Origin of the sequence: Colwellia sp. BRX10-4 (assembly GCF_014077465.1) — a bacterium.
Taxonomy (GTDB): Bacteria; Pseudomonadota; Gammaproteobacteria; order Enterobacterales; family Alteromonadaceae; genus Colwellia_A.
Genome location: NZ_JACGVZ010000001.1, coordinates 435,676 through 457,370, shown reverse-complemented (window position 1 = coordinate 457,370; position 21,695 = coordinate 435,676). Strand labels below are relative to the sequence as shown.

General features: G+C 35.2%; 18 protein-coding genes. All 18 read right to left on the bottom strand.

All coding sequences use genetic code 11. From position 1 onward, the window contains the following. Nucleotides 1-26: 26 nt before the first annotated feature. The 18 genes from H4J67_RS02100 to H4J67_RS02015 all read right to left on the bottom strand — a co-directional run bounded on the left by H4J67_RS02100 (nucleotide 27) and on the right by H4J67_RS02015 (nucleotide 21,695). Nucleotides 27-1,946: an acyltransferase family protein gene (locus H4J67_RS02100; protein WP_182202743.1), complete on the bottom strand. Its 1,920-nt coding sequence runs from the start codon at nucleotides 1,944-1,946 to the stop codon at nucleotides 27-29. Nucleotides 1,947-1,967: 21 nt separating this feature from the next. After that, a complete protein-coding gene (locus tag H4J67_RS20980; protein ID WP_182202741.1) occupies nucleotides 1,968-3,116 on the bottom strand; it encodes a glycosyltransferase in 1,149 nt (382 codons plus the stop codon). Nucleotides 3,117-3,244: 128 nt separating this feature from the next. Beyond that, complete coding sequence (locus H4J67_RS02090) at nucleotides 3,245-4,660, bottom strand: lipopolysaccharide biosynthesis protein (protein WP_182202739.1); 1,416 nt, start codon at nucleotides 4,658-4,660, stop codon at nucleotides 3,245-3,247. Between the two features lie 53 nt (nucleotides 4,661-4,713). Then, nucleotides 4,714-5,883: a glycosyltransferase gene (locus tag H4J67_RS02085; protein WP_182202738.1), complete on the bottom strand. Its 1,170-nt coding sequence runs from the start codon at nucleotides 5,881-5,883 to the stop codon at nucleotides 4,714-4,716. After that, nucleotides 5,883-6,962: a DegT/DnrJ/EryC1/StrS aminotransferase family protein gene (locus H4J67_RS02080; RefSeq protein ID WP_182202736.1), complete on the bottom strand. Its 1,080-nt coding sequence runs from the start codon at nucleotides 6,960-6,962 to the stop codon at nucleotides 5,883-5,885. The genes H4J67_RS02085 and H4J67_RS02080 overlap by 1 nt, the downstream gene beginning before the upstream one ends. 5 nt (nucleotides 6,963-6,967) lie before the next feature. After that, nucleotides 6,968-7,552: an acyltransferase gene (locus H4J67_RS02075; protein ID WP_182202735.1), complete on the bottom strand. Its 585-nt coding sequence runs from the start codon at nucleotides 7,550-7,552 to the stop codon at nucleotides 6,968-6,970. A 10-nt stretch (nucleotides 7,553-7,562) separates the two neighbouring features. Beyond that, on the bottom strand, nucleotides 7,563-8,522 hold the full coding sequence (locus H4J67_RS02070) for a Gfo/Idh/MocA family protein (RefSeq protein ID WP_182202733.1): 960 nt from the start codon (nucleotides 8,520-8,522) through the stop codon (nucleotides 7,563-7,565). Between the two features lie 60 nt (nucleotides 8,523-8,582). Continuing rightward, nucleotides 8,583-8,840 (bottom strand): hypothetical protein, encoded by a 258-nt coding sequence (locus H4J67_RS02065; RefSeq protein WP_182202731.1) that lies wholly within the window; start codon nucleotides 8,838-8,840, stop codon nucleotides 8,583-8,585. A gap of 115 nt (nucleotides 8,841-8,955) precedes the next feature. After that, nucleotides 8,956-9,990, bottom strand: coding sequence for a UDP-N-acetylglucosamine--undecaprenyl-phosphate N-acetylglucosaminephosphotransferase (gene wecA, locus H4J67_RS02060; protein ID WP_182202729.1), 1,035 nt, complete (start codon nucleotides 9,988-9,990; stop codon nucleotides 8,956-8,958). A 17-nt stretch (nucleotides 9,991-10,007) separates the two neighbouring features. Beyond that, on the bottom strand, nucleotides 10,008-11,048 hold the full coding sequence (locus tag H4J67_RS02055) for a Wzz/FepE/Etk N-terminal domain-containing protein (RefSeq protein WP_310740475.1): 1,041 nt from the start codon (nucleotides 11,046-11,048) through the stop codon (nucleotides 10,008-10,010). 396 nt (nucleotides 11,049-11,444) lie between these two features. Continuing rightward, on the bottom strand, nucleotides 11,445-13,562 hold the full coding sequence (locus H4J67_RS02050; protein WP_182202725.1) for a YjbH domain-containing protein: 2,118 nt from the start codon (nucleotides 13,560-13,562) through the stop codon (nucleotides 11,445-11,447). 236 nt (nucleotides 13,563-13,798) lie between these two features. Continuing rightward, nucleotides 13,799-15,739, bottom strand: coding sequence for a nucleoside-diphosphate sugar epimerase/dehydratase (locus tag H4J67_RS02045; RefSeq protein ID WP_182202724.1), 1,941 nt, complete (start codon nucleotides 15,737-15,739; stop codon nucleotides 13,799-13,801). 605 nt (nucleotides 15,740-16,344) lie between these two features. Further along, nucleotides 16,345-17,523 carry a DegT/DnrJ/EryC1/StrS aminotransferase family protein gene (locus H4J67_RS02040; RefSeq protein WP_182202722.1) on the bottom strand — a complete coding sequence of 393 codons (1,179 nt, stop codon included), beginning with the start codon at nucleotides 17,521-17,523 and terminating at the stop codon, nucleotides 16,345-16,347. 5 nt (nucleotides 17,524-17,528) lie between these two features. Beyond that, a complete protein-coding gene (locus H4J67_RS02035; RefSeq protein WP_182202720.1) occupies nucleotides 17,529-18,215 on the bottom strand; it encodes a hypothetical protein in 687 nt (228 codons plus the stop codon). Beyond that, the gene (locus H4J67_RS02030) at nucleotides 18,216-19,226 is read right to left on the bottom strand and encodes an ATP-grasp domain-containing protein (RefSeq protein ID WP_220471605.1); all 1,011 of its coding nucleotides are present in this window, start codon (nucleotides 19,224-19,226) and stop codon (nucleotides 18,216-18,218) included. It lies immediately after the preceding gene. Between the two features lie 8 nt (nucleotides 19,227-19,234). Beyond that, the gene (locus tag H4J67_RS02025; RefSeq protein ID WP_182202717.1) at nucleotides 19,235-19,999 is read right to left on the bottom strand and encodes a metallophosphoesterase; all 765 of its coding nucleotides are present in this window, start codon (nucleotides 19,997-19,999) and stop codon (nucleotides 19,235-19,237) included. Beyond that, complete coding sequence (locus H4J67_RS02020) at nucleotides 19,996-20,586, bottom strand: sugar transferase (RefSeq protein WP_182202716.1); 591 nt, start codon at nucleotides 20,584-20,586, stop codon at nucleotides 19,996-19,998. The genes H4J67_RS02025 and H4J67_RS02020 overlap by 4 nt, the downstream gene beginning before the upstream one ends. After that, nucleotides 20,586-21,695, bottom strand: coding sequence for a glycosyltransferase family 4 protein (locus H4J67_RS02015; RefSeq protein WP_182202714.1), 1,110 nt, complete (start codon nucleotides 21,693-21,695; stop codon nucleotides 20,586-20,588). Before H4J67_RS02015 ends, H4J67_RS02020 begins: the two co-directional genes overlap by 1 nt.

The window sequence follows — 21,695 nt, the reverse complement described above, 5'->3', positions numbered from 1 at the left end:
TACTGATTGGTTTGTTTATTTAACATCTATAGAGCTTCTAGCTTTTTAAAAGACTCAATCAACCTCTGATTCCCCCATTCAGACAGATGATTATCATCATAATAAATTGGACGATTATTTTCGGTTCCCGAGCATTTATTTTGTTTACACAATGATTCTTCCACATGTATAACCTTAACACCACACATGTCTACCAACGTATCAAATACATTAATAACATTAGAGTTTCGCTTGATGTAGTCATCATATGAAATGAAAAGATCTTGATAATCCCCTTTTAAAAGCATATTTCTAGCCATTTTTTTAGGTACTTCATATCCAAACTCAGGAATTGGGCTCAAGAGATATACCGACCTAGATTTAGTAAGAGGACAAAAGGTTTCTTCTGCTGATTTCATAAATAACTCTTGGCGAGTCATACCTATAGCATCATAGAATTGAAACGAGCCTTGCTCATGTTCGCCAATTTTTCCTTCGAGGTAATAGGACCAACGACTAACAAATAAAATAGGTATTTCAAAAAGGTGTTCTTGAATATAATTAAACTCTGTATTAAAAAACTCCTCACAAGAATTATTAAGTTGATTTTTTTTATACGCTCCTTTTAAAGGCATACAGCCTGCCTGTGCTATAAATAATATTGTCTTCGGTTCATTACTTGAAGAAAGCAAAGCGGTGATGATAGCACTGGCATGACTATCACCGAAAACGATAAAATCTATCTCCCCATCTTTATCCCCATAAATACACCTTGATGATCGGAAAGATAACTCACTTAAACATTCTTTTTTTCTTACTTCCCTATTATTATACTCTTGGTCAGCTAAAACTATTTTGTTTGAAAAACGACCATACTCACTAAATCCATTAGTAACATACACAACAACCGAAGACAGTGATACTGCGCCAATTATACCAAGAAAAAAAACAGTCTGTCTGAGCGATGAAAATTTCAATTTATTAGCTTTTTTTTCAACATACCGGTATGAGAAATCGGCTAATATTAAGGTAATAATTATTCCACTGAGGACATTTTGATATTCAATATTCTCATAATACCTCAACATGAATACAAATACTGGCCAGTGCCATAGATAGATAGAATAAGACGTTGTTCCTAAATATTGAACAACCCTATTTTTGATCAAAAAGGCTTCTTGATACCGTGCTATTAAAATTAAATAAGCCCCTAATGTAGGTAAAATAGCCCAAAAGCTTGGCCAATAGTATGTATCATCCAAAAAAAATGCACTAAAAAATATTAGTAAAACACCACTATAAAATATAACGGGACTATTCTTAAACTGTATTCTTGAAGCATGAAAATATGCGACAGCGCCAACTAGCATCTCCCAAGCACGAGAGAACAAATTAAAGTAACTGCTGTCGACCCTATTAACTCCTAGCCATATCGAGTAAATTAGTGACAACAGCAATAAACAATGTATTACTAAAGAAACTTTTCCTACTTTCAAAAATTTAACAATAATAAATAAAATGATAGGAAAAATCACATAAAACTGCCACTCTATCGACAAGGACCAGGTATGTAATAACAATTTTTCATATGATGCTCCATTAAAGTAGCCAGCTTCAGAAGAAAATATAATATTTGATAAGAATACTGGTGTCGCCGCTAAATGTTTCCCCAACTGCCTGAATTCAGATGGAAGTAGAAAGAACCACCCTATAATGAGTAGAGCTATACACAAAACAATTAGAGCTGGAAGAATTCGACGTGCTCTCGCCAAGTAGAAGTCAATAAATGAGAATTTTTCTTCCCTTAACCCCTCATAAATTATTTTTGTCATTAGCCAGCCTGAAATAACAAAAAAAACATCGACCCCAATAAACCCTGCATTAAGCCCATTGACTTGAAAGTGAAAAAGTACCACTAAAGATACTGCAACAGCCCTTAAAAAATTGAGATCATAACGAAATGTCAAAATACTATTCCTGTGATAAATTTATTTAGTAATTGTTTGAGAAATTAGAGAAAGAAAAGATTTTACATGATGTTGGAATGAGTATTCTTTTACTGATTCGATCATTTTAGTATCAGGTTTATTTTCTTTAGCTGCAGTCTCGATAGCCAATTTTAGAACTTCATTTAGGGAGTCTAAATTATCTTCCTTTGCCTTATAAAAAAAGGACGAACCACAAACTTGATTATAAATAGCATTATCCCAACAAATAATTCTATTTCCAGAAGCCATAGCTTCTATTAATGAATGTGAAACTCCTCCCCCCCCTAATAAACCTGTACCTGTGAGGTGGATGCTAATATCCAGGGTAGCTAATAAGGCAGGTATTTTATCATTATCGACAACACCTAAGTGTTGAATCTCAACTTGACCTTTTAGCTTTGTAATTGCTTCAATTAAATGATTCTTTTCACTTCCATCACCAGCAACGATAACTTTAAGATTTTTAACGCCAATAAAACTAGGTAAACTATCAATAAAAAAGTCTATACCCTTTTCGAGATTAAGACGTCCGATAAAACCAATGACTATAGGATTACCATTTTGTTTTTGGGTAAACTTGTCTAGATAAATACCATTATTGATAACTGTAGAATCTACGCCTTTTAACTTATAAAAGTCAGCTGTATCTTGTCCATTTGAAATGACTATTTTCGATATCTTTAGTAAAAAAACTTCAATCAACTTTATAACGCTTAACATAAAGCCTGAACGACGTTGAGCAAGCTCTTTTTCTAAAATCCCTCTAATCCATGTACCTTTAATACACTTAGAGCCAAAACAGCCATAGCTAGCCGCAATATTGTCAATAAAGGTGCCAATGCAAAAAACATAGTGATTCGGATTGTTTATTTCTTCTTTAAGATGTCTCCGACAAAATCGAGAAAATTTAATAATCCTTTTGATTTTGCCATAGGCAGTTACGTCGATTTCTTTATGCTGAACCGTCAAAGGGAAAATGATTTTACTACCCATTTCCTGCACAGAAAGCGCATTCACGACTGTGATTTTTTCAAAATAACTCAATATATCAGCTGAGTTAACGAAGTTATTTAACCAGGTTTCACGACCGCCGCCGCCAATTGATAAATTGCTATATATAATAATTGTCAGTGATTTTTTTTTGTTCACTATATTTCCAAAACTTATAAAATAAAATAGAGGTTGTATATACCTCAGTTATTTATGTGTATTCATTGCGATATGTCTGATAGGAGAACTATAACATAACCCCCTAATAGTATTTCAGCGAATAAATCCTAGGGGGTATGATTCTTTGAAGAAAATATTTTTTGATTAATAAAAAATTTTATTAATTTTTTTTCTTTAAAATACAAAAAAATCAGGGTTAAAAGCAATAACAAAATACAGAGGTAATTAATATAACTATTATCGTGAAACATTAATGTGATTATACAAATAAGCGTCACATAATTATAGTTTTTCAAAGTCAATTTTTTCCAATATCTATTTGATACATATGCTCTTAAATAAAAATATAGAATAAAAGTAAAAGCCGTAGAGATAGCCGCTCCTTTTGCCCCCATCATAGGGATTAAATATAAATTCAAACTAACATTTAGACAGGCACAAATAAAAGTAATAGGCATTAATAGTTTAGTTTTCCGCGCGATAGCAATCCCAGAACTACCGACTTCTGCCAATGTATAGTAAATAGGAAAAAGTAGTAGATAGGGAAAAATATCCACTGCGCCTCTAAATTCAACTCCCAAGATCAGAACTAATAAGCTTTTAAACAAAATAGCTAATAAAAATACAATTAATAATAATCCTGACACGATTAAACCAACTCTTTCATATTCGTAGCTAGACTTATCTTCTTTCGCCCAAGCTAAACTTACTGGCACCCAATAGGTAGATATAATAGTTTGAAACAATACCAGGGCTGCAATTAACTTATAAGAAGCCGCATATAAACCTAATTGCTGATAATCGCTCATAATACGGAGCATATACTGATCAGCCGAATAAAGAACCCACATAAATAAAGTTGATACGAGCAAAGGAAGTGAATATCTTGCCAATTTTAAGAAAAGTGATTTGTCGAAATTAACTATTTCTTTAGTATGAACGGGAGGGTTCAGTTTCAGAATACCAAATACAATAACAATGAAGATTGAAATAGCATTTGCACTTAATATCGCTTTCAAGTCTGTAGCTATATTCAGTGAGATAAAACTTAAAATTAACAGTACATTGGTTATAGATTGAATAATGAGAACCAATGAAAAAGAGATCGCACTCCCCTCCATTCGAAAAGCAAGTTGTATATACCTCAAAATCACAGATTGAAATGCAATAACAGCGATTAAAATCAGTAAGGTAAAATCAATATAACCAAATAAAAAATTAGAAATCGGTTCGCTAAAGCACCATAAACTTAAAACAACAACTGCATAAAGTCCAAGATTTAATCCTAATGTATGTAATAGTAATTTTCTTTTAGATTTCTCTTCATAAAATTCCCGGACATAACCTTGATCAAAACCAGAAAAAATTGCGAATAATAACAGTTGGATAGTGACCTGTGCTAGTGATACTTGAGCATAGGTTTCAGGGGTAACGATACGGGTTAATATAGGTACGCTTATCAAACTTACGAATGAAGCAACTGCAGGTCCAAGCGAAAAACCTAATAACTTTCTAACTGCCATTATTTAACAATCCATAATTTGAAGAGCAAAGCCTATTTTAATGCCATGTGCTTTTAGCAGCCAATAACTTTGGCATAAACTTTTGAAAGCAATTCAATCACTGCGGACTCACTATAACGATTAAGGCATGATTTACGAATGTCAGAGGACTCAAATTTTTCATAATTATCGTACATTTCGATTAGAGCATCAGAAAGTGCTTGCACGTTATCCTTCTCAACTAAATAGCCGTCCGAAGGTTGGACTATAGATTCTGGACCTCCGCATCTAGTGGCAACAACAGGACGGCCTAAGGCCAGTGATTCTATGATAGAAACACCAAAAGTCTCGACATGACTAGATAATGCGTAGGCATTACTTTCTAAAATCATGTCGACTACTTCAGCTCGACTTAAACGCCCTAAAAATTTAACTTGTTGTTCTATTCCTAGCTCCTTCGATAATGCGATCAATTTGACTTTACTTGGTCCATCACCACCAATTTTTAGCTGAATATGCTTACTACCTTTAAATGCAGAGGTAAAAGCCCTCAGTAATATGTCTATTCCTTTTATATCGGTTAGTAACGAGGCGTTACAAAAAGTGAAAATTTTCTTTTGTGTCAAACTTAAATCACTTACCTGCTCAAATCGAGAAGATAGTATATTTGGGATAGTAAGCCAATTTGTATTAGAATCAAAGATATCACTCAACACTTGAGCAAAGGGTTCACTAACTGCAATACAACTATTAGCTTGATTAACAACACCTTGAGCAAGCTCCAACTGTTTATCATTTAATAATTTTCGCGCATAATGAGTACTATGTTCCGTTATTACATAAGGGATTCCATATTTTTCTTTAACAGCTTTAGCTAACACCCCACCATGTAAAATAGAATGAACATGAATTACATCAGGTTTTCCATTTCCCTCAATATACCTCTCAAATAGTTTCATCCCCGTATTTAGGCAAAACCAAGAATAGGCATTAGGCACCTTAGGTAAAAAACATAAATCATTTTTGATATATGTTTCGACTCCTTCATCGTTAAATATTAAAGTCCCCTTTGGCGCTTTAAGATAATTTTTAAATTTTTTAAAGGAAAAAATATTTGCGTATACCACACCTACCTGATGTCCATGTCTAGATAAAGCTATTGCTTGTTCACGAAAAAAACTCCCTCCGACATCCCCTTCTTTTTCAGGATACCATGACGGGAATAAGCATAAATGATTAGCCATTAATCAGTGAGACCTTGTAAATAACCATGCATGGGCAAACTAAACACCTCTTTTGCTAATTTTTCAGCAACAGGGAAATCACCTTTTTGATAGCCCAAACCATGAAACGCTGTTTGCTGATGCATACACTTACCATAATAAACAACGGTTGGAATGCCTTGAGCTTTGTAGCTTGCCATCACCTCATCACGGTTTTCATCTACCAAGGTATATTGCGCCCATGAACTTAAGTAACCTTCTGGTACTTTTGGTGTTTTATAGGTAGTAGCTAATTCTCGTTCGTAGTTAGCTGCAGCTTTATTTCGATTAATTAATTCTGTCGGAAATTCAGCCAGTTTTTCTAGTAGTATGGCTGCTTGAATAGTATCTAAACGACTATTCATGCCAATGCGTACGTTATCGTATTTATCTTGTCCTTTACCATGGACACGGTATGACTTTAATAATTCAGCATACTCATCATTATTAGTAAAAACAGCACCACCGTCACCATAGCAACCTAATGGTTTTGCCGGAAAAAAGCTTGTTGTGGCAATATCACCAAAACTCCCTGCCTTCTTTCCATTAATTGAGCCACCAAAGCCTTGGGCAGCATCTTCTATTAACTTTAGACCATATTTATTGGAAATTTTTTCTATTTCGGGGTAACTAGCCGTTAAGCCAAACAAATCAACCGCGATGATAGCTTTTGGAACCAACTTTCCTTCAGCAATCGTTTTTTGAATTCTTTTTTCTAAATCAATAGGACAAATATTAAAAGTGTTTTCATCAGAGTCTACAAACACTGGCGTAGCATTAGCAAAACTAATCACCTCAGCCGTCGCAAAAAAAGTAAATGTAGGGCAAAAAACGGCATCTCCTGCTTTTACATCTAAAACCATCATAGCTAAAGTCAATGCATCAGTGCCATTCGCACAAGTTATTGCATGTTTAACACCAACGTATTCTGCAAGTTTTTCTTCAAGCTCTTGAACTTCAGGGCCCATGATATAATTACCATGGTCTAACACCGTTTGAATGCGCTTATCTATACGTGTTTTTAAATGTTGGTACTGTGCTTGTAGGTCGATGAATTGCATCAAGTTTACTCAGATGTTTTTATTAGTTGATTATTTATTAATTGGTAAGTAGCACTCGTATGTTGACAGGTGGCTTTTCCTTCACCTAGAACAGGCAAATCAAGTTGTTCACCGTACTGACTCATCCAGCCAATTTGCTTAGCCGGAACACCCACCACAAGAGCATAAGGTTTCACATCTTTATTAATTACAGCACCCGCACCAACAAAAGCATATTCGCCGATGGTAACGCCACAAATAATGGTGCAATTTGCACCTAATGTTGCGCCTTTTTTAACGATCGTATCTAAGTATTCATTTTTACGTTCTACACCAGAGCGTGGATTATAGACATTAGTGAATACCATACTTGGGCCACAAAAAACTTCATCTTCGAGATGAACATTGTCATAAACTGAAACGTTGTTTTGAATTTTGCATTTGTTACCAATGGTAACTTTATTGCCTACAAAAACATTTTGTCCAAGAGACACTCCCGTTCCAATTTGAGCTTGTCCACAAACATGTGCAAAATGCCACACCCTTGAGTCATCGCCGATTACAGCGCCATCATCAACGATGGCAGTTTCATGTTTATAATATGTCGCCATTACAGTGCTCTTATTTGCTTAAAACTTTACTTACAAAAGGATGAATATCTGAAGTATTTGTTACAATATCTTGATTACGAATACTGCTTACAATTTCTATACTTTTACGTGCTTCTTCCAAACCAAACCCACCGCCGTTAATAATATGCTCATAACTTTTTGTGTGGAGATCAGTAAAACCACCAGAGAATTCAATTTCATTACCGTCAACCGTGATTGAACGATAGGTTCTTTGACCTGAAGCTTTTATTTCTTCAGGAATATAGTCATAATTTACTGATAAAAACCAACGTACCTTAGCGTGTTTAAACTCTAAATAACCAGCACTACTATCTTGCTGTTTTAGATGAGCTTCATTCTGTTTAAGCTCACCAAAAACCCAACCTAACATGTCATAAAAATGAACACCGATGTTAGTTGCGATACCACCTGATTTATTATCATCACCCTTCCAAGAATTAAAATACCAGTGTCCGCGACTAGTTAAATAGGTTAAATCAACATCAAAAATTTTGTTTGGATTTTTAGCAATTTCATCTGCAACATAGGCTTTAAGATCAATGATACTTTGATGTAAACGAAGTTGAAGAATATTATAAACTTGTTTACCTGTTTCTTCCTGTACTATTTGTAAAGCATCAATATTGTGAGGATTCAGTACTAGAGGTTTTTCACAAATAGCGTGTGCATCATTTCGTAAAGCAAAACGAATATGAGAGTCATGTAAATAGTTTGGTGTTGCAATACTTACATAATCAATTTGGGTACCGCTTCTTTTTAATAAATCTATATGACGGTCGAAACGTTCATATTCAGTAAAAAAATCAGCCTCTGGAAAATAACTATCAATAATACCAACGGAGTCATTTTTATCCAATGCGGCAACTAAATGGTTACCTGTTTCTTTAATCGCTTTCATGTGGCGCGGTGCGATATATCCTGCGGCACCAATCATGGCAAAATTTTTCATTTTTATAACCTTAAATCTGAAGAGTCTTTGTCTAAAATATGCTTAACGTCGTAAACTACACTAATTTTTACCTACAGCTCTAATTGCTTCGATACTATACTCTTGTTTAACTTCTGTAGGATTTGCCCAAGAATCATAAACATCAACGGACATATTAAAGTCTTTGAGTTTATCAACAATATCGATAATCTTTTGTATTACATATATGGGGAAACCACCTTTAAAGGTGAGCCCCAAAACTAAAATTTTCGCTTCATCCATACCATTTTTTTTACTAGAAAGCTTTTGCACCGGTTGTGTCGCTAAATAACTTCCCATATCATCATTTAATCTTCGACTAGCTAAAATAATTTCGGGTATGCAGTCTACTTTTTTGCTTTATGTGTTAAGTAATAAGAGTCTACATGGGGGGATAGTTATTTATTATACCTATCTATTTTACTCTTTCAAATTTTGTAATTTTTCTGATTACCACGACATAACAGACAAACATGAAAATAAATCCTGTCAGCATAATGATATCCGGAACATTAAAGTATTCACCCGCAAGACCAATTATTGACATTGCTACTGCAGATATAGAGATAATAAGCAAAGTTTTACGAGAGCTGTAACCTACTCGTTGAAGTATATGATGAAGGTGGTCTCTGTCTGGTTTAAATGGTGATTTACCATTTTTATAACGACGTACCACTATTGCTAACATATCCATTAATGGTACGGCGCAAATCCACAGTGCGGTTACAGGCCTAAATGACGCGTTTTCATTTTGAGTCCCCATAGTAAGCAACCAAATAACACTCAAGCCAATGAACATGCTTCCTGCGTCACCCATGAATATTTTTCTTGCTTTGGACGCTAAACCTAAATTAAAAATTAAATAGGGGATAGTCGCCGTAGCGAGTATTAACGGGTAACTCACGTAATCGTTTTGTCCACTCATAATAAATAATATAGCTATAGCAGTAAAAGTATTAATGCTTAAACTACCGATCAATCCATCAATACCGTCAACCATATTAAAAGCATTGATAACAACAATAATACCGACATAGGTAAATATAATACCTACAGGGCCTAGTGTTACATCACCTAAACCAAACAAATCACCTAAGTTTGAAATATAACCACCTACACCATAAATCATCAGACTTGCGACAATAAGCTGGCCAATAATTCTAATACGTACTTTCAAGTCAAATTTGTCGTCTACCGCACCAATGAAAACCATCATTGCTGAGGCAATGAGGTACATGCGAAGTTCTAAAGTATTAGGGAGCCATAAAAGACTAGCCATAAGTACCGCTATAAAGATTGAAATTCCGCCAATAAGCGGAATATGTCCGGCATGCAGTTTTCGTTCGCTTGGTTTGTCAACTAAGCCAACTTCTATTGCTACCGGTTTAAAAAACTTAATTGCGATAAAGGCAAAGCAAAAAGCGGTAAGTGCAGAGATAAATACTTCCATCATAATTTCATATTAGCTTACGCTAAATTTTCGTCCTTTGGTTTAGTCGATTTATTATTCTTAGTAAAGTGTCTGATTAATACGATAAGTACCGACAATATACCACCCAGCATTGTACCTAGTACTACAATTAATGCACGCTTAGGGCCAGACTTTTTTTCTGGTACTTGAGCAGGGTCAATCGTTTTTAAAACATATTCTGCTGAAACCTTAGTTAGCATCATATTTTTTGTTTGCTCTTCAATCAATTGATAAAAAACTGTTTCCATCGCACTTACTTCTATTTTCTCAAGTTGTTTCGTTAAATAATCAATAGACGACTGTGCTTCTTGTTCGTCTTGCTCTCGCATAAAGTTGTTAACGTCTGTAATTAACCAAACAAGCCATTTTTTTGCAATATCAGGTGAATAAAACTCAATATCGATTGTCACTAGTGTTGTTGCTTTATCTTGTGAAATTGTCAATAAGCTTAAAAATTGTTGATAAGCTTCCCATGAAGATGGCGCTGAAATTTTAGGAAGTGAGACTTTTCTTAACCATTTTTTATTTTTACTATCATAAAGTTCTTTATTAATAACGAGAGAGTCTGTTGCTCTATCCCAATTTTCACTGGCCATAAGCGGTACGAGCAATTCATGTTTAATAATAAAGGTTTCAAGAAAAGCTCGTGATTTTATAATTTCTAGGGCTAAAGCCGTTTTATCAGTGCCACCGCCACCTAAGCTAATACCCGCAAGACTAGCTAGACCACCAAATTGTCCGGCAAGAGCCCCCATTCCACCGGCAGAATCTGATGAGGCTGGAGCTAGTAAAACCGACGCTTTATAAGTATCGGGTTTTGATAAAGCAAAAGCTATAGATGAAACAGCAAATATAAATGAAATAACGATGATAATATATTTCCCTGACCATATAGCTTGCCATAATTCGGCTAAGTTAATTTCATCGTCTGAGTTGTTTTTTTCGGCAAGTTGTTCAGCAAGCAAAAGTACTTCTGGAGAAAACGATGTAGTGGATTGCTGAGTACTATTATGATCCGATTGATTCTGATTTGACACTTGCAGATTTTCCATACTTAACTATTTGAATAACAATAGGACACTTCCCTATTAAAGCTTGCGAATTATACTGCATTAGATTTAGTTAAGCCAACGTTTTGCTGATCTTCAATGATGGTTTGTCATTGTTCTTGGCTAAGTGTAATACTCATGATTATCTCCAAAAATAAGTTTGGAGAAAGATATCGACGGTCGAGAATTAAAGACAGGTGTTGTTAGCTATAAGTTTAATAAAATCATATAAGGTATTCAGAGCAAGCTTAAAAAAAAGTAATAATAATTCAATTATCGATAACCAAAAAAACGGCTACATAGCCGTTTTATCTGTATTTACAAATTCATCTCACTCCCAACAACTCAAATCATCACTGGGTTTTATTAATAATGGTAAACATATTAACGCGCTTGATAATACGCCTCTTTTAAGCGATTCGAATTTTCATAAATATATTCACTGCCTAAACGGTCATGATTATAAAAGGCACTATCAAGGTTATAAAACTGCTTAGTGTTATCGCCAGTACCTGGTGTTAATCTATTCTGGCTTTCCCCAATGAGCGTATTCACTGAATAATTCCACTTAGGCTTGCCTCTTACTTGGAAGTATTTATTATTGTAATCTTTACGTGGTGTTAACGGTATTGAAAAGCCAAGGCCAATAAATTGATTAGCTTCTTCACCATCAATTTTTGTATTTTTATAGGTTAAATTTAACGACACATCACCAAACATTCTCTCTACTTTAAAGATTAAACCTTTATCGCGTTGCCAGTATTTTCCTACCTGTAGTTCAGCAGTCGCATTAAGATGAGCGTTATAATATTTATACGTACCAACAAGCACCTCTCTTGGTTCAGGTTCTTTTGGCGACCTACAACGCAAAGCTAAAATATTACACCCCGCGTAAGCCCTGCCTGTTGGTACTAATTGGTTTTCATATATTGCCGTGAACAGGTTTAATTTATGAGCACCACCAACACTTTGCCAACGAGCTTCGTTCGCTACATAGTTATAAGTATCACGATAGCGACCAAAAAAAGTCATGTTTTTTACCGAATACGGTAATGAAAAGGTCTGATGAAAGCTATATTCTTTTAGTCCTGTTGTTTGCTTATCATCAGCGAAATATTGACCATCTTCAAAGTTCTTGGTTTCAGCAAACTGTGCAACATGTGCAGCGGTTAAAGCAGCACCAGTCCATAAGGGTAATTCAACGTGGCTAATTAAGGCTACAGATGCATCAAAAACGCCAAGCTCTGTACCTACTCTGGAGGCTATTCCAGGCCAAAAGGTAAAGCGTGGTTTTAGCCAAAAATTATTGCTATTATCAGCATCTTCCGATGTCAACCGCTCAGTGGCAAAAGTATCGGTTGATATATCAATTTTTAAAGGCTTATCATCTCTTAAGAAGGCATCATATTCAGCAATACTACCTTTTACGACTAAAGTTGAAATTTCTCGCTCTTTCAGTACTAACGTAAAGTGCGAGTAATTATGATGTATGTTTTTGCTTATAATCCCTAGAATAACGCCAAGCCCATCTATTTTGTTACGGTTATAAATGTGATCTTCAAGTTCTACATAGACCGTATTTACGTCAGCTTCAGCGACCCTGATTGATTCAAAACCTCCTTTAACCAGTAATTTTCTTAACCGTAATCGCTCAAGTGCACCTGAGCGATAAGCATCATCTAACTCAATATTATTTATAGCTAATGCTACATATTCACCCGTTCGTGCTAATCCACCATCACCTTTGCCATGGTTTATCGAGTTACTTTTTGGGTGCGATGAATGAGTGCCTGCGTCATAATCAAGCGGTATAGTTAACCCTATTCCATAATAAACATCATCTTTTAATGCTTCGTTACTACTAGAGATAAGTAGTTCAGAAGTTAATTGAATACCGCTGCTCAACCACTTTTTAGGTGAAGATAAATGCATACCTAATTGAGTATCAGCTGCATCATATTCTGCTGAAAGCTTTACCCATTGATAAGGCTGCCACTCAACACCCGCAAAAACACCATCAAGGCGCCCTTGGTTTGAGTCGCTTTGTCCGATACCAACAGAAATATTAACGTCTTCTAGGATATTTTTTGTCGCCACAGCATACTTAGCATCAAAATAGTTCGCTGCGCCACCCAGATCTTGAATACCTACCGCTAAACTAAACCAGTCCTTTGGAATAAAAGGAATACCTATTTTAATGTTAGCTGATAGATCTGTAGGGCTATTACCACCATTGGGGGCTTGGTAATCAGCTAACCGGGCTGAAACTTCAATATACTTCCACAAGCCCACACCAAAGTTGTAATTATCTCCGTTTCTATAACCATCCCTTGTTTCAACTTGATTACTGTATTTAAGGTAAAGCGTACCTTCATCAAACAATGTGGCTGTAGGGGTATTTATTAGTCCGCTATACCCTTGAAAAGACATAGTTGCCTCAGGTTCAGCGGCAGTAATAAAACAAGGCAGTAAAGCCAATACAAACAAAATACGGTGCTTCATTTTAATAAATCCTAACAAGGTTAATTCTAACTATTGATAATAAGAGGTCGTAGAGAAAAATAGCGCCAGATGCTGTGTTACTTGGCTCAACAAAATCATAGGGTTTGTAATGCTATAACTAAAAAATCTATGCCAAATATTCAATCCCGAATAGTTTTTAAATCATCATAACAAAAAAAATCCACAGTTTAATGACCATTTAAACACCAAGCCATTAGTTTTAAAATACTGGCGTATTAAGTGACTTTTTTCAATTCGATAATTTCAGCTGTTTTTGTTGGCTCTTTTTCTTTTTGTAGCCACACTAAATCACAGATTCCATCGGTGGGGTTAAATCCTGTTGGGGCCTTAAGCAATATCTCACGAATTAACTCATGGTCGAACGCATGACAGGCATTATCGAGTTTTTTTAGCAAGGGTTCTAGCTCATGCCAATCAAGCATGGCTTCTTGTGCACTCATAATACGCTCATGAATAGTCCCTGAAACGTTATCACCTATAAGAAGTTCTTCATAAAGCTTCTCACCAGGCCTTAACCCAGTACATTTAATAACAATGTCACCGTTAGGCTTGTGATCAGATTTAACCGAAAAACCACTCAAGTGAATAATTTTACAGGCTAGGTCATAAATTTTTACTGGCTCGCCCATATCAAGTACAAATACATCTCCACCTGTGCCCATAGCACCGGCTTGAATAACAAGTTGAGAGGCTTCAGGTATCGTCATAAAATAACGAGTAATGTCTGGGTGCGTTAATGTTACCGGACCACCGCCCTTAATTTGCTTTCTAAACAAAGGAACCACAGATCCAGACGAACCTAAAACATTACCAAAGCGAACCATACAAAAACGCGTTTTATCTTGTGTTTTAGACAGCGCCTGTAGTACCAACTCAGCCACACGTTTAGTGGTCCCCATTATATTAGTAGGTCTAACGGCTTTATCGGTAGAAATTAATACAAAAGTCTCAACATTGGCGTTTATGGCAGCACGCGCTGCATAATAAGTACCAAAAACATTATTCCTGACACCTTCAACAACATTATGCTCAACCAATGGTACATGCTTGTATGCGGCAGCATGGTAAACAGTTTGAACGGCAAAACTTTTCATCACCGTTTCAATGCGATTAACGCGTTGCACTGAGCCCATAATAGGCAATACTTCTACGATTAAACCGTGTGTTAATTTATATTCATTGAGCTCTTTATCAATGGTATACAAACCAAATTCAGACGACTCAAATAAAATTAATTTAGCTGGCTGTAGCCGAATAATTTGGCGACATAATTCAGAGCCAATAGAGCCGCCAGCGCCAGTAACCATAACAATTTTATCCGCGACATTAGCATTCATTAACTCAGGTTTAGGCTCTACTGGGTCGCGGCCTAATAAATCTTCAACACCAACATCTTTAAACTCTTCAAGGTTAGCCTTACCGTCAACAACATCAGCCATGCCAGGAATAGTTAATACCTGAATACCGAGTGACTCAATTTTACTCAACACTTCTTTGCGACGTGACCTTGAAGCACTGGGCATAGCTAGTAATATTTTTTCTATACTTTTACTTTTAATAAGGCTTGGAATTGCCTCGGGAGCATAAACATGAATCCCCTGAATTACACTTTTTTGTAATGCAACATCATCATCAACAAAAGCAACCGCGTGATATTCAGGCCCTTGTGATAAAGCGGTTGATAACTGACGCCCTGCAGAGCCAGCACCGTAAATTAAGACTGAGTTTTTTTTATGCCAGCGTGGGTGGCTAATAACCGCCCTTACGCCAACTCTTGAACCACCAATCAATATTAAACATAAACTCATGAAAATAAAAGGAACAGTACGAGGTATATTAGCTGTAAAGAAGTAAGAAAAACCAATGATTAATACCGCAGAAAAAATACTACCTAGCCCAATAGCCCAAATAGCTTGCATATTCATATAACGTAAAACGGCACGATACAAACCTAGTTTTACAAAAACGAGTAAACTAAACGGCAACACACAGGAAAAAACTAGCCAGTAATCTTGTTTAAATAGAGGAAAGAAGCTTTCAAGACGCATAAACAAGGCGCACCAAAAGGCTAAAAATAAAAATACTGAATCTATTAATAGTGAAATGGCGCGCTTATAGGGGCGTGGTAATTTCAAAATTGATTGAATCAAAGTCACTAACTAATTCCTTTTATAAATTAAAATACATATTCTTTTTACAGAACGACTTAGTATAAACTAAAAAGATAGAAATTTAACTGAAATTTAACTGAAATTTAACTGAAAAAAAGAACCTATAACAGATTTTATTATGGGGTCGGGGAAATCCATTTCTGTACATTTACACAATAATTAGCCTTTTGTATTAATGGAATTCGAGGTTCTAAATTTTTTACTCTAAAGTCTCACTTACTGTTTCGGATAATATAGTTCAATAACGACTTGTATCTGCAAACTTACAAACCGTCACCTTAGAAGTATCTGCTCGAAGATCCACTTCCTTTGCTTTAGTTATTCCGGCTATCAATTAAAACAACATCCACAAAAATAACTTATCGGCATTCTGATTGTCTATTAAACCAACGTAAGGTGGAAGTTACTTATTAGATAATACCGGAGCCATTATCCTGAATCCAGATCTAACAGCACGATACTCTTCAGCCGTAATTCCCGAAGTATCTTATCGGGAATCCGGTTTTTTAATTGTTATTAATTCCTACTAATATAACTTAGTAATTATAGCCAATGCTGCATTTCTTTGAGTCCACAACTTTCAAGCGTGACTAACCTTTACTAGCCAAACCAAACACCTGCTTAACAACACTAACAGTCTTATCAATTTCAGCTTGAGTTAATGTCGGATGAACTACAAACATCAAACTGGTTTCACCTAATTTAACGGCATTAGACAAACGCTTTTCAGGTCTAAAACCCGTATTATCAAAAGCCTTCTCTAAGTAAACTTCAGCGCAACTCCCCTGAAAACAAGGAACGCCTTTAGCAACAATTTCATTAACAATGCGATCACGATCCCAACCATTAGCTAAAAAGTCAGGCTTAATAAACATATAATGCTTATATTCGGCATGTTCACTGTATTCAGGTACTTCAACTAAGCGCACCAAATCAAAAGCACTTGCCGCTTCATCTAGTTGTTTGGCATAAGCTTGGCGAGATTGAGTCCAAGAATTCATGCGAGTTAATTGAATACGCCCAATAGCAGCTTGCATTTCTGTCATACGCCAATTGGTACCAAAACTTTCATGTAACCACCTAAATCCTGGTGGATGTTCCTTGTTGTAAATGGCATCCCACGATTTGCCATGGTCTTTATACGCCCACATGGTTTTCCATAATGTTTCATCATTAGTAGTAACCATGCCGCCTTCGCCGCCGGTAGACATAATTTTATCTTGGCAAAAAGACCAAGCGCCAACATGACCAATAGATCCGACACTACGGCCTTTATATTTAGCGCCATGCGCTTGAGCACAATCTTCAATCACATAAAAACCATGCTTTTCACTTAACGCCATAATGGCATCCATTTCAGCAGGCATGCCGGCTAAATGCACCACAATTACAGCTTTAGTATTATCAGTTAGAACGGCCTCAATGCTTTCAGCTGTAATATTTTGGCTATTTAAATCAACATCAGCAAATACAGGTTTTGCGCCTGCCGTTACAATGCTTGAAGCCGAAGCTAAAAAAGTACGCGGCGTGGTAATAACTTCATCACCAGCACCTATACTCATAGCCTTTAATGCAATGTCTAGTGCTAAGGTGCCATTACCTAATGCAACGGCATATTTACTATTAGCAAAACTAGCGAATTCTTTTTCAAATTCACGACCTTCTTGGCCGGTCCAATAATTGACTTTATTAGATAATAAAACGTTTTGTACAGCATCAGCTTCTTCTGGGGTAAAGCTAGGCCACGGGGAGAATTTTGTATTTAACATAAGTTTTACTTTTTAGAAATATCGTTGAGTAAATTAGAAGAGAATGTAACTAAGCTATTATTAACTGATCCACGGTCAATAGTTGAACCTTCAAATAAATTTTCAAGGTTCGCTTGTTTTTTAACTTCTTCGTATAGATCTTTTTCGATATAGTTATCAATAACATTAAATTTTTCATTGCTTTGGATAGATTTGATAATTAATTTTGCTAATCTACTAACTTCTATAAAATTATACTTTAATCTATCAACAGTTACTTTTTCATATTTTGACTTCTCTACTAAACTGTTGATTAATGACTTATCTTCAAGTGTAGGAACAGGAATAATTTGTAAACTTGAAAAAATATGGCTATTACAACTCAATAAATTTGACCCAAGTAACTTTGTTATTTGATATTCATCAAATTTATATTGTTCACTTAAAGATGAAAAATGAATAAAGTGTTTGTTTGTAGAGTATTTTAACAATTCGGATACAAAAGCAACGTTACCTGTCCAATATGACTCTAATGTCTCTTTAGCATGAGGAACAACAGCCGCACAATTAATAATATGAGTGATTTCCACCCACTTAATATCATCTAAAGACATAAATTGACTGTACTTGATAAAATCAATTTTATGAAGTTCTAACTCCAAACATATCTCTGTCCCTAACATACCTCTAGAACCAGTCACTAAAATTTGCATTTATATCATACTCGACACTTTCAATGACTCAACTTTAAAGGGTTTTGCAATCGTCTTCTCATTTAATATAGACTTAGAAACAACAACCTCTGTCCAGTGTCGTAATACCATAGCATCATAATTAATATCACTTTCATAAGGCATATTTAATTGAGCCTTCAAGTAAAACTCTACTGGATTAAAACCAAGTTGAGCGCAAAAAGGCGTTGTTCCAGAAAAACGACTATTAATTTCGAATAACTTAGGCACCCCATCATCAAGTCTTAATTGGAAATTACATGACCCATAGATCCCAAGCTTTAATGCTAAGGCTTTTACGTAACTTTCAATGACAGTATTTTTTTCAGGGAAAGCTCTATAAGTGTCTCCCGCACGAAGATCACGTTTCAAACAAAGAACGTCCGAGATCTTATCTTTAACAGCCACAACCGTACAGGTGAATTCATCACCGTCTAAATATTCTTGTATAACCGGACCATCCACAGAGTCTATGGCATTTTTAGCCTCCTGTGCATTATTTACTTTATATACACCGATAGAACGACAACCAACCCTTGGTTTAATAATTATAGGGTAGTGTAAATTATTTAAATCGACATCATTAGGGAACCTTGTATTAGGAGCATCAAAGCCATTATCTACAAGAAATTTGTAAGTAGAATATTTATCATCCGCAATTTCTATAACGTCCTTAGGACACACTGCGGTTTCCGTTTGACATTTTTGATATAACTCTGATGAAAAATCAGCCGCTTTTAATAATTCGACATCAGTGCCAGGAAAGTAATAGTTAATATTGTTTTCTACACATATCTGACTTATAACATCAAAATAATCACTTGCAGATGCAGCCGGAACTAATATAGCTTCATCGCCACCGTATAAACCTGAAGCCAGTGGACTCATATCGGCAGCAATAACATTTATGTCTAAATCATCAATTAACTTAATCGATTTAATGATACCTTGACCTACACCACCACCAGCACCTGTAACTAGAATATTTATCATTTTACCCTTCATTTATAAAAACTTAATAATTTTGTTTGTGTTTCTAAACTAAGACTCGACTCAGACAGTGATCTACAATGAGCTTCTACATCATAATTGATAATCTTAGATTCAAATGTATAAATATTATCATTGAGTTCACAAATTAAAAAAGAAGCATCGGCGCTTCTTGGTTGTCCCAAACTTCCATTTGTTAATAAAAACGATGAAGTTATTTCAACCTTTTCAGTTAACGCCAATAATTCAGATTGGGCTTCCCCATTTTGATACATTTGATATTTTGCACGATGAGTATGGCCAAAAACAGCGCCACGAAGTTTCCTCCTTTCTAATTCATTATAATTATTTAAAAACTCATCTTCTGTATTTAAGTAAGACCAATTCCCATATCTATACATATTTGCATGAGTAAACAAAACACCTTTCCAAAGGTATGATTCCTGCCACTTAAACATACCCTCAAAGTCACTAGTTAACTTATCAGCAGTGAATAGTACTGACTCATTGATAAAGAATGGAAATGGCTTATATTGATATTCTTTATCATTTTGAATATCAAAATATATTTGGTCATGATTACCCTTGATAAATATACAGTTATATTCTCGTTCAAACTGTTTCAATATATCTATCGTTTCTTGCACCAATACACCATAAGTTAGGGTATCTCCCAAGATAATCAATTTATCAAACTTCAATGTTGATAACGTTTTACTTACCTCTTTTAAAGCATAGTAATTAGCATGAATATCATTTATGACAACAAATTTCATTTATGACCTTTAAACCTAGATTCTGCTTCTGACGCTAAATGCGATATACCATCTCGTACAAAAACTTTTTTTATAGTCAAAAATAATATTTTTATATCTATCCAAAAACTATGATTCTCAACATACCATACATCATATGAAAACCTTTGCTCCCAACTTACCGTATTACGGCCATTAACTTGCGCCCAACCAGTAATGCCGGGACGCACATTATGGCGCTGTGATTCAGTTTTACTGTATAAAGGCAGGTATTCAACTAAAAGTGGCCTAGGCCCAACTAAGCTCATATCACCTTTAATTACATTAAGTAAACCTGGTAACTCATCTAAGCTCGTAGACCGTAAAAAAACACCGAATGAAGTCAAACGTTGTTCGTCGGGTAATTGCTCCCCATTTTTATCTACTGCATCTAACATAGTGCGGAACTTCATCATTTTGAATAAATTACCATGCAAGCCAGGACGTTGTTGGGTGAATAATATTGGCGATCCAAGTTTAATACGCACTAAAATGGCAGTGCTCAATACAATCGGAAAAAGAATTATCAAAGCAAAAACACTAATAAAAAGATCAAATATTCGTTTCATTATTTATCCAATCCCATTATTTTTAACAACTCTTGATTAACTTTATGAACATCGAATTTTTCAATTGCTATTACATGGCTTTTATCGCCCATACGTTGCCATTCTCCTTGATTTTCGATAAACCAAATCATTCTTTCTGCTAATTGTTCAACATTTGCTTTTTCCACTAACCAACCATTTTCACCATTAACAACGGTTTCTTTACAACCGGGCACATTAGTAGTAAGTATTGGTCTTCCCATTGCCATTGCTTCAAGCACAGTTCTAGGCATACCTTCATGATAAGATGGCAAAACAAATATATTAGATTTTTCTATATAAGGCCTGACATCATCAGTCCCACCATGGTAGTTGATAATGCCCTCATCATGCCATGAAGTAACTTCATTTAAAGAAATACCGTCAGGTGATGGATCTTCCGGCCCAACCAAATTAAAAATTGCGTTAGGGAACTTATCTTTTACAATTCCTGCTGCTTTAACATATTCCCTAATCCCCTTGTCACCTAACAAGCGAGCGATTAATAGAAAAGAGTATTCATTCGATAGTTTAGACTTAGAAAAAAGTGATAGGTCAACACCAGAGCCATTGACTAAACTACAACGTTCACTATCAATGAGTTTATTATCAATAAAAACTTGCATATTATCTTTGTTTTGAAAGATAACACCTTTGGCATTTTTTAATGAAGACCGATATAAAACTTTTACAGTTTTCATTAATATATTTTTTATAAAGCTACCTTTTTGAAAGGCAAAGCCCAGACCAGTTACCAAGGCATAAAAATTATTAACACCTGAAAATCGAGCTGCTAGTCCCCCCCAAATAATAGGTTTTATTGTATACGCAACCACTAAATCAGGTTTCTCCTGAATAAATATTTTTTTTAACTTCAAGTATGTTTTGATATCCTTTATTGGATTCAATCCATTTCTCTGTACAGAATAGTTTAGATAATTTGCACCAAGCTCCTCAATAATATTTATTTCTGCTCTTGTTGCGTTTGTGGCTAGTGCTGTAATTTCATTATGTTTAGCCAAAGACACAATTAATTCTTTTCTGAAGTTTGTGAGTGATTTCGGTAACGCCCCTATAATTATTATTTTCAA